The 13,916-nt window shown below is 30.9% G+C and carries 10 protein-coding genes and 2 riboswitches; all 10 genes read left to right on the top strand.

The window, feature by feature from the left end; translation table 11 throughout:
* Positions 1–4 precede the first annotated feature (4 nt).
* Positions 5–178, top strand: a riboswitch (cobalamin riboswitch).
* 121 nt (positions 179–299) lie between these two features.
* The 10 genes from JL105_RS02065 (at position 300) to purN (ending at position 13,910) form a co-directional block, all read left to right on the top strand.
* Positions 300–2,474, top strand: a complete 2,175-nt coding sequence (locus JL105_RS02065) for an S-layer homology domain-containing protein (RefSeq protein WP_132025216.1) — start codon at positions 300–302, stop codon at positions 2,472–2,474.
* Between the two features lie 27 nt (positions 2,475–2,501).
* Positions 2,502–3,194: a DUF4430 domain-containing protein gene (locus JL105_RS02070; RefSeq protein WP_132025214.1), complete on the top strand. Its 693-nt coding sequence runs from the start codon at positions 2,502–2,504 to the stop codon at positions 3,192–3,194.
* Positions 3,194–4,069, top strand: a complete 876-nt coding sequence (locus JL105_RS02075) for an energy-coupling factor transporter transmembrane component T (RefSeq protein WP_132025212.1) — start codon at positions 3,194–3,196, stop codon at positions 4,067–4,069. The genes JL105_RS02070 and JL105_RS02075 overlap by 1 nt, the downstream gene beginning before the upstream one ends.
* Positions 4,057–5,709, top strand: coding sequence for an ABC transporter ATP-binding protein (locus JL105_RS02080; RefSeq protein WP_132025210.1), 1,653 nt, complete (start codon positions 4,057–4,059; stop codon positions 5,707–5,709). The genes JL105_RS02075 and JL105_RS02080 overlap by 13 nt, the downstream gene beginning before the upstream one ends.
* Entirely contained in the window at positions 5,696–6,382 is a 687-nt protein-coding gene (locus JL105_RS02085) for an ECF transporter S component (RefSeq protein ID WP_202690570.1), read from the top strand. Before JL105_RS02080 ends, JL105_RS02085 begins: the two co-directional genes overlap by 14 nt.
* Positions 6,383–6,435: 53 nt before the next feature.
* Positions 6,436–6,537, top strand: a riboswitch (purine riboswitch).
* Positions 6,538–6,688: 151 nt separating this feature from the next.
* Positions 6,689–10,375 carry a phosphoribosylformylglycinamidine synthase gene (locus JL105_RS02090; protein WP_132025208.1) on the top strand — a complete coding sequence of 1,229 codons (3,687 nt, stop codon included), beginning with the start codon at positions 6,689–6,691 and terminating at the stop codon, positions 10,373–10,375.
* Between the two features lie 32 nt (positions 10,376–10,407).
* Positions 10,408–10,887: a 5-(carboxyamino)imidazole ribonucleotide mutase gene (gene purE, locus JL105_RS02095; RefSeq protein WP_132025205.1), complete on the top strand. Its 480-nt coding sequence runs from the start codon at positions 10,408–10,410 to the stop codon at positions 10,885–10,887.
* 19 nt (positions 10,888–10,906) lie between these two features.
* On the top strand, positions 10,907–12,241 hold the full coding sequence (purF, locus tag JL105_RS02100; protein ID WP_132025203.1) for an amidophosphoribosyltransferase: 1,335 nt from the start codon (positions 10,907–10,909) through the stop codon (positions 12,239–12,241).
* Between the two features lie 26 nt (positions 12,242–12,267).
* Entirely contained in the window at positions 12,268–13,296 is a 1,029-nt protein-coding gene (gene purM, locus JL105_RS02105; RefSeq protein ID WP_132025201.1) for a phosphoribosylformylglycinamidine cyclo-ligase, read from the top strand.
* On the top strand, positions 13,290–13,910 hold the full coding sequence (gene purN / locus JL105_RS02110; protein ID WP_132025199.1) for a phosphoribosylglycinamide formyltransferase: 621 nt from the start codon (positions 13,290–13,292) through the stop codon (positions 13,908–13,910). The genes purM and purN overlap by 7 nt, the downstream gene beginning before the upstream one ends.
* The last annotated feature ends 6 nt before the right edge of the window (positions 13,911–13,916 follow it).

Consider the following 13,916-nt stretch of genomic DNA (forward strand, 5'->3'; position numbering starts at 1 on the left):
TTTAGTTAAATATTGTCCTTATGGTGCATTATATGCTTAAAAGGGAAATTTGGTGAAAGTCCAATGCGGTCCCGCCACTGTAACGATGAGTAGACTATAAAATGCCACTGAATATTTTGGGAAGGCATAGTCTATGATGAGTCGGAGCCAGGAGACCTACCATAAGGTTCTACTTACTTATCCCACGGAGGATGGGAAGGTGTAAATTTTTAATATTAAAAACGCTGACATCTTTCCTTCTATTTTATAAGTGGGGGAGATGTTTTTTTATATTAAATTAATTAAAGGAGGAGGATATTGTGAAAAAATTTAACAGTAATTTAAAAAGATTAATATCATCATTAATGATATTGATGATGATATTAACACTAATACCTTTAAATGTATTTGCAGATAAGGAAACTAAAGGTATTGATGTTTGGATTAGGATTGAAGGACATGATAAGAGTTTAGTAGAGTTTAAAAAATTAAATGTAGAAGCTTACGATATAAGCTATGTAGATGGATTAGAAAATTTTAAATCTGAAAAACCATTACTTATTCATGCAATAGTTAAGGCATTGGAAGAAGCTAATATAGATGTAAAAGATCCAAAAGTATTTTCTGCAGCAGGTGGTTTTATAAGTGGAATAGGTGATTACAGGAGTGAAAAAGGAGGATGGATGTATAAAATAAATGGAGAATTTTCATCCTCTGGAGTTACAGAATATGAACTAAAAGAAAACGATGTTATAGACATGTTCTATGTATTGGATTGGACAAACTATTATTCTGGGAAACTTGAAGCTACATCAGAAATAGCAAATGTGGGAGAAGAAGTAATTTTGAAATTTACGGCAAAAAAAGAAGAATATGGTGTAGAACATGATTATAAACCAGTTAAAGATGGAGTTATAAAAGTTAAAGGTGAAAATGAAGAAAAAGAATATGTAACTGATGATAAGGGACAAGTTAAAATTGTTTTTGATAAGCCTGGCAAATATAAGATATTGGCTGACAAACAATTGAAAGAAGGTAATATAGTTCGTCCAAGACCTTTAGTAATTGAAGTAAAAGAGAGAACAAAAATAGATAAATCAATAGACGATGCTATAAATTGGTTATTAAAAAATGATGAAGTTGATGAATGGACAATTATGGATTTGGCTCGTGCCAATAAAGAAATTCCTAAAATTTATTTGGATGAATTTAAAAAAGAGATTGAAGATAATAAGGGTAAATTTGATAGCATAACGGATTATGCTAAATATTCAATTGTGGCATCTTCATTAGGATTAGATGCAATAGATTTATTTGGATATAATCTTATAGAAAAAATATATAATCATGAAGATATTTTTGCCAAAGGATATAATGGAGGAATATTTGCTTTATTGGCATTAGATTCTAAGAATTATAAAATACCAGAAGATGCAAAATGGACTAGAGATAATATAATAAAAGGTTTATTACAAGGGCAAAAGAAAGATGGAGGATTTGCTTGGGCAGAAAATTGGGATAGTGATGTTGATTTAACTGCTATGGCTTTACAAGCATTATCCAATTATAAAGATAGAGAAGATGTAAAGACTTGTATAAAAAAAGGGTTAGATTTCTTATCGAAAAAACAACAAAAAGATGGAGGATATGTAAGTGAATTTACTGGAGATTCTAGCGAATCTGTAGCACAAGTTATATTAGCATTAACTAGTTTAGATATAGATCCTCTTAATGATAAAAGATTTATAAAAGATGCTAATTTATTAGAAAAACTATTATCTTTTCAAACAAAAGATGGAGGATTTGAACATAATATAGGGAATGGACCATCAGCAATTTCTACTGAACAAGCTTTAAGAGGACTTATTGGATATCAAAGATTTACAAATGGAAAAAGTAAGTTTTACGATATGAGAGATGCAAAATTAGTAGAATTTCCAGCAGAAACAAAAGTTAGTTTTGATGATATAGATAAAGCTTCTAATTGGGCTAAGGAATATATCATAAAAGCTAAAGAGTTAAAATTAATGGAAGGAAAAGGAAATAATAAATTTGATCCAAAGGCTGATATGACAAGAGCTGAATTTGCTACTTTATTGGTTAATTTATTAAAACTAGAAGATTCCGATATCAATGATAAAGAAAATATATTTATAGATGTTAAACCAGGTGTTTGGTACTATGATTCAGTTATGAAAGCCTATAAAGAGGGAATAATTAAAGGAAAAGGAAATAATAAATTTGAACCAGATAGTCCTATTACTAGAGAACAAATGGCAGTAATGTTAGATAGAGCTTTAAAATTAGAAACTAAAGTAGAAAAGCAGAATATAAAAGATATAGATAAAGTTTCTGATTGGGCAGTTGATTCAGTAAATCTTGTAGTTCAATTAGGCATAATGGAGGGAGTAGGAGGTAATATATTTAATCCTAAAGGAAAAGTAACTAGAGAAATGGCAGCTGCTATTATAGTAAGGATTTACGAATTGGACTAAGGTTTTTTAAGGGAGGAGCATAAATAATTGAAAAACAGAAAAATATTTGTTTTAATTTCATTAATCCTCATTTTAAGTTTAATATTTGTAGGATGCAGTAAAAAATCAAATACAGAAAAAAATAATAAAATAGAATTAAAAGAAAGCACTAAGAACGTAGAAGTGGAGGATGAAGAGAAAGAAGAAAATACAATAGAAGTAGAAAATGAAGAATCTTCTGCTACTGAGGATAAAGAATCACCTAAATCTACTACAAAAGAGGAATCTAGTAAACCAAGTACAACAAACACAACAGAAGTTAAAAAAGAAAAAGAGGCAACTAGTAAAACTGAGAAAGATAGCACATCTACCCCTGTTGTAAACAAAAAACCTACTGTTACAATAACTATAGTTGGTCCAGAAGATGTAGGAACTATATTGGGTTTAACTGAGGTGGAATTAAATGATGGGGACACGGTATTTGATGTATTAAAGAGAGTAGTAAAAGATAAAGGAATTCAAATGGAATATAAAGGTAGGAAATCTAGTGTATACATTCGAGGAATACACAATATATATGAATTCGATAGAGGACCTGAATCTGGATGGGTATATAGAGTAAATGGTAAAGTTCCTCAAGTTAGTTGTGGTGCATATAAATTAAAAGATGGGGATAAAATAGAGTGGTTATATACAACAAATTTAGGGAAAGAATTTGGTGCTCCAGGAGGAGGAAAATAATGGGCTATGGATTTTCCTCTATCCATCCCCTCCCTTCATTTTTATATTATATTGGTGCTATAATTTTTACTATGACTTTCTATCATCCTGTCTTTTTACTTTCAGGTCTTTTTATTTTAATTATTATAAATCTTATTCAAGATAAAGGGAAAAAATTAAAATCTTATAGTAAATTTTATTTATTCATGGGATTGATTATAGTAATATTAAACCCAATAATTTCAAGCAGGGGTGAAACTGTGCTTTTTTATGTATTTGATAAGGTAATTACACTGGAATCTTTTTTATATGGTATTTGTACTATGCTTTCTTTGATAAGTATAATGATACTTTTTTTATCCTATAACATTATAATTACTGATGATAAATTTATGTATTTATTTTCAGGTATACTTCCAAATACTAGTTTTCTAATAATGATGACTATGCGATTTGTTCCATTGTTTAAAAGCAGAGCAGAGGAAATAGCTATTGTTCAAAAATTAAAGGGTGGAGAATATTATAAAAATAGTTTTAAAGAAAAAATAAAAGAAGGTATGCAGATATTAAGTATACTTGTTACTTGGTCTTTAGAAGATTCTATACAAACAGCAAGATCAATGAGATCTAGAGGATATGGAATAGTTAAAGATAGATCTTTTTATTTTAATTATAAGATGAGTGCATTAGACATAATAGTTCTTATAGCTATTATAATACTAATATTTATATTGCTTATTTCTTGGAATATGAATTTGTTTAGTTATCAAATATATCCAAAAGTACAGTCTATTAAATTTGACTTTAAAACTACATTATTTTTTATTTTATACTCATTATATATGGGTATTCCTATAATCATAGAAGGGATTGACAAGATGAAATGGCACAAATAGAATTGATAGAATACTCTTTTAAATACCCAAGAGAAGATAAAAGTGCTTTAGATAATATAAATTTATCCATAGATGAAGGAGAATTTGTTTTAATCTGTGGTCCTTCAGGTTGTGGAAAAACTACACTACTGCAGCAACTAAAAAAAGAGATAATACCAGAAGGGAAAATAACAGGTAGAGCTCTTTATGAAGGTGTTCCTATAAAGGATTTAGATGATTTTATAGCTGCTTCAAATATAGGAATGGTGTTTCAAGAGCCAGAATCTCAAATAGTTACTGATAGAGTAATAAATGAATTAGCTTTTTCTATGGAAAATTTAGGATTTCCATTAGAAAAAATGGGTAGAAGAATGGGAGAAATGGTACATTTTTTTGGGATAGAGGATAAATTATATGAAAAAATTCATAACTTATCAGGGGGACAAAAGCAAGTTTTAAATCTTGCGTCAGTATTGCTTTTACAACCAAAGGTTCTATTATTAGACGAGCCTACTTCTCAATTAGATCCAGTATCCTCAAAGGAATTTATTCAAATGGTTCAAAATTTAAATAGGGATTTTTCAATAACAGTAATTATTACTGAACATAGATTGGAGGAATTATTTCATATAGTAGATAGAGTAGTTATGCTGGATGAAGGACAAATAAAATATGATGGGAAACCTAAAGATGTAGCAAAAGAGATATATGATAATAATGATGAAATATTTTTCAATTATCTCCCATCTATTTCTAAATTATATTTTAAATTAGATAAAGAAAAGGATAATGTTCCTCTTACCATAAGAGATGCAAAAAAATGGATAAAAAATATTTCCATAGATAAAGAAATGCAAGAGAAACAAAAAATAGAAGATAAGAAAAATATTAAAAATACTATTATTAATATTAAAAATATATCTTTTAGGTATGAAAGAGGAAAACCTTTGGTACTTGATAAATTAAGCTTAGAGATAAATCAAGGTGAATTTTTATCTATTTTAGGAGGGAATGGTTCAGGGAAATCTACATTATTGAAGGTAGTTGCAGGAGCATATAAACCTCAATATGGGAAAATATATGTAAATGGTAAAAAACTTCATAATATAGATGAAGATAAAAGATTTAGATATATAGGTTATTTAGATCAAAATCCAATGCTTTATTTTTTACATGATAGGGTACAGGATGAAATATATGATAGAGCAGAAAAAATTAATGCAGCGGAAAAAGATGTTCAATATATTATAGATTTATTTGAATTAAATAACATACTGCATAGGCATCCTTACGATATAAGTGGGGGAGAGAAACAAAAAGTTGCATTAGCTATTGTATTGTTAGCTAAGCCTAAAATATTATTGTTAGATGAGCCTACTAAAGGGATAGATCCAATTTCTAAAAGAAATATTGGAAATCTTTTAATAAATTTAAAAAAATCGGGAATTACCTTGGTAGTGGCTACTCATGATATAGAATTTGCAGCTAGATTTTCAGATCGCTGTGCTTTATTATTTGATAAGGATATAAGAGCGGTTGAAGAACCTAACACTTTCTTTAGCCAAAATTATTTTTATACTACTTCTATAAATAGAATAATAAGAGATAAAATACCTAATGCAATTATTTGGGAGGATGTGGTTAACCATGTATATATCTAGAAAATATGCAGGGTTGACCATAATAGTGTTTATTATATTATTAATAATATCAACTTTTTGGGCAGATAAGCATTATCTTACTATTAGTTTTATAATGCTATTAGTTATTATGGCTCCTTTTTTTATAGGATTTGAAAGGAAAAAATTAAAAGCAGAAGAAATGGTGATTATAGCCATGTTGTCTGCTATAGCTGCTATAGGTAGAGTCCCGTTTGCAGCCATACCATCAGTTCAACCAACTTCTTTTGTCATTATCATGTCTGCTTTTACTTTTGGTGGAGATGTAGGTTTTATGGTAGGAAGTATTGCAGCTTTAGTATCCAATATGATTTTAGGGCAAGGACCTTGGACTCCTTGGCAAATGTTTTCTTGGGGTATGATGGGATTTACTGCAGGAATACTAAGAAATACCAAATTTATGAATACTAAAATTGGAAGGTGTATGTTTGGAGCTATATGGGGATTTTTATTTGGTTGGATAATGAACTTATGGGGAGTACTGTATTTAGATTCCAGTTCACTTACTTGGAAGGTATATTTAGCTTCTTGTATAGCTAGTTTCAAATTTGACTTAAATCACGCTGTATCAAATGTAGTGTTTCTATCTTTATTTAGCACTAGATGGATAAAGATACTAGATAGGATAAAAATTAAATATGGACTTATGAAGTAAATTTCATAAAAAATATTCCTTGACAATTTTAAACCTCATTGATACTATAAAATTAGAAAATCGAATAATTAGCTCATATAATTCTCATAATATGGATGAGAAGTTTCTACAAAATGACCGTAAATCATTTGGCTATGAGCGAAAGTGTACCTAGGGTTCCGGAGATTATAATCTTGTCTGGTCCGAGCGGTACAGGTATTGTTGTTATTTAAGTACAATATTACACCGAAGGGATAAAAGCCCAGTCGGGTAGGTTTCGCTTGACCTACCTGACTGGGTTAATTTTTTTAAGGGAGGGGAACCGCTTTGGACTATAAAAGAATATTTATAGAAAAAAGAGAAGAGTTTAATATAGAAGCAAAATTATTATATAAGGATGCAAAGGAATATTTAAAGATTGAAAATTTAAAGAATGTTAGAGTAATCAATGTATATGACCTTATTCAAGTATCCAAAGAGGATTGTGACTTAATAGTTAAAAATATACTTAAAGATGGAGATTTGGATTATGTATATGAGGAAACTTTCCCCATGGATAAAGAAGCAAAATATTTTAGAGTAGAATATCTTCCTAGTCAATATAATCAAAGGGAAGATGCTTTAGCTCAATCCATAAGAATATTGTTGGGGAAAGATATAAAGGTAAAGCATTCATTGCTGTTAGTGTTTGAAGAGATTAATGAGGTAGAATTGAACAAGATAAAGGATTATTATATAAATTCCGTTGAAATGAGAGAAATAAGTTTAGATTATTTTAGTTGTAGGGAAGAAGAAAATATTGTAGATGAAGTTGAGATTGTAGATGGTTTTATAAATATGACAGAGGAGGAAATTGCTCAAATTAAGTCAAGGTATGAATTGGGAATGGATATGGAAGATATGCTATTCTGTCAAAAATACTTTAAAGAAGAAGACAGAGATCCTACTATTACAGAGTTAAAAGTAGTAGATACATATTGGTCAGATCATTGTAGACATACTACTTTTATGACAGAAATAGTGGATATACAATTTGATGAAAACAAGTATAAACCTTTGATAGAAGAAGCTTTTAAAGAGTATTTAAATTCAAGGGAGTTTGTATATAAAAACAATGAAAAACCTATATGTTTAATGGATTTAGCAACTATAAACAAGAAAGAAATTAAAAAGAAGGGTATGCTAAATGATTTGGAAGAATCAGAAGAAATAAATGCAGCTAGTATAGAAATAGATGTGGATGTAGATGGAAAGATGGAAAAATGGCTTTTAATGTTTAAAAATGAAACTCATAATCATCCAACAGAAATAGAGCCTTTCGGCGGGGCATCTACTTGTTTAGGAGGATGTATTAGAGATCCACTATCTGGCAGAGCTTATGTATATCAAGCTATGAGAATTACTGGTGCAGCTGATCCTAGAGAAAGTTTTGAAAATACATTACCAGGGAAACTTCCTCAAAGAAAGATTACCCAAAAAGCTATGGAAGGTTATAGTTCCTATGGAAATCAAATAGGAGTACCTGCTGGATTTGTTAGGGAAATATATCATGAAGGATATGTGGCTAAAAGAATGGAAGTAGGTGCAGTAGTTGCTGCTGCTCCTAGAGAAAATGTAATAAGAAAATCCCCTGAACCAGGAGATATAATCCTACTGGTAGGCGGTAGAACTGGAAAAGATGGATTAGGTGGCGCTGTAGGTTCTTCTAAAGGTCATACAGAAGAATCCTTAGAAACTGGCGGTGCAGAAGTTCAAAAGGGAAATCCTCCTTTAGAAAGAAAAATACTCCGTTTGTTCAGAAATGAAAAGGTAAGTAAAATGATTAAAAAGTGTAATGATTTCGGTGCTGGAGGAGTTTCTGTAGCTATAGGAGAATTAGCTGATGGGCTTTTTATAGATTTAGATAAAGTACCCCTTAAGTATCCAGGATTGGATGGAACTGAAATAGCTTTATCTGAGTCTCAAGAAAGAATGGCAGTAGTTATAGATAATAAGGAATTAGATGAATTTATGAAGTTTGCTAAAAAAGAGGATTTGGAAGCAACAGTTGTAGCTGAAGTTACAGATGAAGATAGATTGATTATGAATTGGAAAGGCAATACCATAGTAAATATTTCTAGGAAATTTTTAGATACCAATGGTATAAGGAAAAAAACACAAGTGTTGGTAGAAGGTCCAGATGATAAAAATTATTTGCAAACACAACCAAACCATGTGCAAGGAGATAACATAAAAGAAAAATGGATAAAAAACATGCTTCACTTAAATACTGCTAGTCAAAAAGGATTAGTAGAAAAATTTGATCATTCTGTAGGAAAAGGAACAGTTTTAATGCCTTTAGGTGGAAAATACAAACTAACCCCTACAGAGGGTATGGTTGCTAAAATACCAGTGCTTCATGGTGACACTAACACTTGTTCATTGATGAGTTATGGATATGAACCTAATTTATCAAAATGGAGTCCTTTCCATGGAGGAATGTATGCAGTGATAGAATCTTTAGCGAAAATAACTGCAATGGGGGGAGATTATAGAAAGGTTAGACTAACCTTCCAAGAATATTTTGAAAGATTAGAGAAAGATGATAAAAAGTGGGGAAAACCTTTTGCTGCACTACTGGGAGCATTTGTAGTTCAGAAAAATTTAAATATTCCAAGTATTGGTGGTAAGGATAGTATGTCTGGAAGTTTTGAAGACATAGATGTACCCCCTACATTAATAAGTTTTGCAGTAACCTATGATAAGATTGAAAATATTATATCTCCTGAGTTTAAGAAAGTAGGTAGTAATATAATACTGATTCCACTAAAAATAGATGAATATGGCATGGTGGATTTTGAACAATTGAATATAAACTATATTAGGATAAAGGAATTGATAGATGAAGGTAATATAATTTCTGCATCTTCCATAAAATTTGGTGGTATTAGTAGAAGTATATCAGAGATGTGTTTTGGAAATAAAATTGGATTTAAATTTGTTTCAAATATAGATGAAGAAAAGTTGTTTTTACCTATGTATGGTTCCATTATAGTTGAAATGGAAAAAGGAAAAGAGAATTTATTAAAGGGCATAGATTATAAATTATTAGGTGAAACCATAGAGAGAGAACATATTGAAATATTAGATGAAAAAATAGATTTGGATTATCTTGTAAAGGAATGGACTAAACCTTTAATAGATGTATTCCCTATAGAAGATGGTAATTATGATTCAAAAGAAATTAAATATACCGATGTCTTAAATAAACGTTCAAATATTAAGATAGCTAAACCTAGAGTATTTATACCAATATTTACAGGAACTCATGGGGAATATGATATGGAAAAATCATTTAAAAAAGCAGGAGGTAAAGTTGATTCCTTTGTGTTTAGAACTATTACACAGGAGGATATAGATTTTTCTTATAGGGAAATGGCTAAAAAAATTAGAGAATGTCAAATATTAGCAATACCCGATGGTGCAGTTTTAGGCAATGAACCAGACGGTGGGGGAAAGTTAGTAGCTAATATATTGAAAAATCCTTATATAGAGGAAGCAGTAATGGATTTAATAGAGAACAGAGACGGATTGATTTTAGGAATAGGAAGTGGATTTAAAGCTTTAATAAAAGCTGGATTATTACCTAATGAAGGGGTAAATATTACTTATAATAATTTAGGATATCATATATCCACTATGGTAAATGTAAAAGTTGTATCCAATTTATCTCCTTGGTTTAGCAATAGGAAAATAGGAGAGGAAATAATTCTTCCATTATCCACTAAAGAAGGCAAAGTAGTTGGAACAAAAGAAGCCATAAGTAGATTGATAGAAAATGGGCAAGTTGCCACTCAATATGTAGATTATAATCCTACAGGTTCTGTAGAAGGTATAGAAGCTATAACCAGCTTTGATGGTAGGATACTAGGAAGAATGGCCAATTCTGATAGAACAGGGATGGGATTATATAAAAATATAGAAGAAAATAAAGAAGATATGATATTTAAAGCTGGAATTGATTATTTTGCTTAAAATAAAGAGAAGTTTAAGGAGAGTGTTTTTAAATGAAAGTTGCAGTTGTGATGGGAAGTATATCTGATAAAGAAATAGCGGATAAATCTGTTGGTATACTTAAAGAATTTGGTGTAGAAGTAGAAATGAGGGTTATTTCAGCTCATAGAACTCCTTTTGAAGCTCTAGAATTTGCTAAAAATGCAGAAGAAGAAGGTATAGAGGTCATAATTGCTATTGCAGGGAAGGCAGCTCATTTAGCTGGTGTTATAGCTGGCGTAACTCCTCTTCCAGTTATTGGGCTTCCTGTAAAATCATCAACTATGGATGGTATGGATTCTTTGTTATCTACAGTTCAAATGCCCAAAGGGGTGCCAGTAGCTACTGTGGCAATAAATGGGGGAGAAAATGCAGGATTATTAGCCGTGCAAATATTGTCAGTAAAATATCCTGAGTTAAGAGATAAGTTTAAAGAATATAAGATAGAACTGGGCAAACAAGTGAAAGAAATGGATGCTGAGGTAAAAAAATAGATTGAAAGGATGACTACTTTTGTCAGGAGTTATTGGAATATATAGTAAGGAAAATAAGGATATATCCGAAATAATGTATTATGGATTATATGCATTGCAACATAGAGGAGAAGATAGTGCTGGAATTGCAATAAATAATAATGGATATATAGATTATCATAAGGATTTAGGATTGGTTCAAGAAGTGTTTGGTAAAGATGAAATAAATAGATTGAGGGGTAATATAGGAGTAGGACATATTCGTCAATCTACTGTTGGAGGAAATACTATAGCTAATGCTGAACCATTAGTTGTAGGATATAAAAAAGGTGCATTGGCTTTAGCATGTGATGGTTCTTTGATAAATTTTAATGAATTAAGGGATAAAATGGAAGATTTAGGAATTATATTTCAAACTTCCACAGACACGGAGATTATTGCTAATTTAATTGCTAAATACCATAAGGATGATATTGAACAAGCTATAATAAATGCAGTAAGAGATGTAAAAGGTGCCTATGCGTTGGTGGCAATGACCAACGATAGATTGATTGGTATAAGGGATCCTTATGGAATGAAACCTTTATGTATTGGGAAGTTAGGGGAAAAGTATGTACTAGCTTCAGAAACCTGTGCATTAGATACAATTGGTGCTAAGTTTGTTAGAGATGTAAAACCAGGTGAAATGGTAGAAATAGTAAATGGAAAACTAAAATCAATAATGACTAAAGAGCCTGAGGATAAAAAGATATGTTTATTTGAGATAATCTATTTTGCTCGTCCAGACAGTAAGTTAGACGGAAGAAGTATATATCTTATACGACGGGAAGCAGGGAGAAATCTTGCTAGAGAGTGCCCTCAAGATGGAGATATAGTAATATCTGCTCCAGATTCAGGAACAGTTGCAGCAATAGGGTACGCAGAAGAATCAGGTATACCTTATGATGAAGGTTTAATAAAAAACAGATATGTGGGAAGAACTTTTATACAACCAAGTCAAGAATTAAGAGAACAAGGAGTTAGAATAAAGTTAAATGTACTAAAGGAAAATGTGGAAGGTAGACGGGTGATATTGGTAGATGATTCCATAGTTAGAGGTACTACCATGAAAAGAACTGTGGCTATGTTAAAAGAAGCAGGAGCTAAAGAAGTACATGTAAGAATATCTGCTCCTCCAGTTATTCATAGTTGTAATTTAGGCATTAATACAGCTAGAGGGGATAATTTGATAGCAAGAGGAAAAACTGTAGAAGAAATAAGAGAAGCAATAGGTGCTGATTCATTATGTTTTTTATCATTACAAGGGCTTATAGAAGCAGCAGGAGGAGAGGATATATATTGCACTGGTTGTTTTGAGGGTGAATATCCTTTTTAATTTTTTAGAAAGAAAGGAGAAATATTATGACTATTAGTTATAAGGATGCAGGAGTAGATAAAGAAGCTGGTTATAAACAAGTAGCACTTATAAAGGATATAGTAAAAAAGACTCATTCTAAAGATGTACTGACAGGTATAGGTGGCTTTGCAGGATTATTTCAATTGGATATAGATTCTTATAAGGAACCAGTATTAGTTTCTGGAACTGATGGAGTAGGAACTAAATTGAAGATAGCATTTATGATGGATAAGCATGACACTATAGGTGAAGATTGTGTAGCCATGTGTGTAAATGATATATTGTGTCAAGGTGCTAGCCCCTTATTTTTTTTAGATTATATTGGGACAGGGAAGTTAATTCCTGAAAAAATGGCAGAGATTGTAAAGGGAGTTGCTAATGGATGTATTAAAGGAGAATGTGCATTAATTGGAGGAGAAACGGCAGAAATGCCTGGATTATATGAGGAAGAGGAATACGATTTAGCAGGATTTTGTGTAGGAATAGTGGATAAGAAAAATATAATTGATGGTTCCAATATTATGGAAGGAGATGTTTTAATAGGTATTCCTTCTTCTGGAGTTCATAGCAATGGTTATTCCCTAGTAAGAAAGATTGTATTTGAGAAGCAAAATATGAATGTAGACAAATATATACCAGAATTAGAAACTACTATTGGAGAGGAACTATTAAAGCCTACTAGGATATATACAAAGGTAATCAAACCTTTAGTAGAAAAATTTAACATAAAGGGAATAGCTCACATAACTGGTGGTGGGTTTTATGAAAACATACCAAGAATTCTTCCTAAGGGACTGACAGCTCATGTTTATACTGACAAAATAAATATCCCAAAGATTTTCAAACTATTACAGGAGTGGGGAAACATCAATACAGAGGAGATGTATTCTACATTTAATATGGGGATTGGAATGGTTTTAGCAGTTTCTAAAGATGAGGGAGAAGAGATAGTTGAGCATTTAAGAGATAATGGAGAGAAAGCTATTTTATTAGGTGAAATTAAAAAAGGGCAGGAGAAGGTAGTACTATGGTAAACATAGGAATTTTGATTTCTGGAAGTGGTACAAATCTTCAAGCTATTATAGATAATATCAATGAAGGAAACATTGATGGAGAAATAAAACTAGTTATATCCAATAAAAAGGATGCTTATGGATTAGTAAGGGCAGAAGAAGCAGGTATAGAAACTTTATATTTAGATAGAAAAGAATTTTCAACTGACGAAGAATATAATAAAAAGATTATGGAAGAGTTTACCAAGCGAGATGTGGAATTAGTAGTACTTGCAGGCTATTTAAGGATATTATCTAAAGAATTTGTACAAAAGTATAAAAATAGGATAATAAATATACATCCTTCATTAATTCCTAGTTTTTGTGGGGAAGGTTGCTATGGAGAGCGAGTTCATAAAATGGTGTTAGATTATGGAGCAAAGATTACAGGAGCAACTGTTCACTTTGTAGATGAGGGTACTGATACAGGTCCTATTATTTTGCAAAAAGCAGTAAAAGTAGAAGATGACGATACAGTAGAAAGTTTAAAAGAAAAGGTACTTAAAATAGAGCATGAATTGTTGCCAGAAGCTATAAAGCTTTATTGTCAGGGAAGATTATCTGTAGAAGGGCGAAAAGTAAAAATTATTGATTAGGAGTGA

Source organism: Keratinibaculum paraultunense (assembly GCF_016767175.1).
GTDB classification, from domain to species: domain Bacteria; phylum Bacillota; class Clostridia; order Tissierellales; family Tepidimicrobiaceae; genus Keratinibaculum; species Keratinibaculum paraultunense.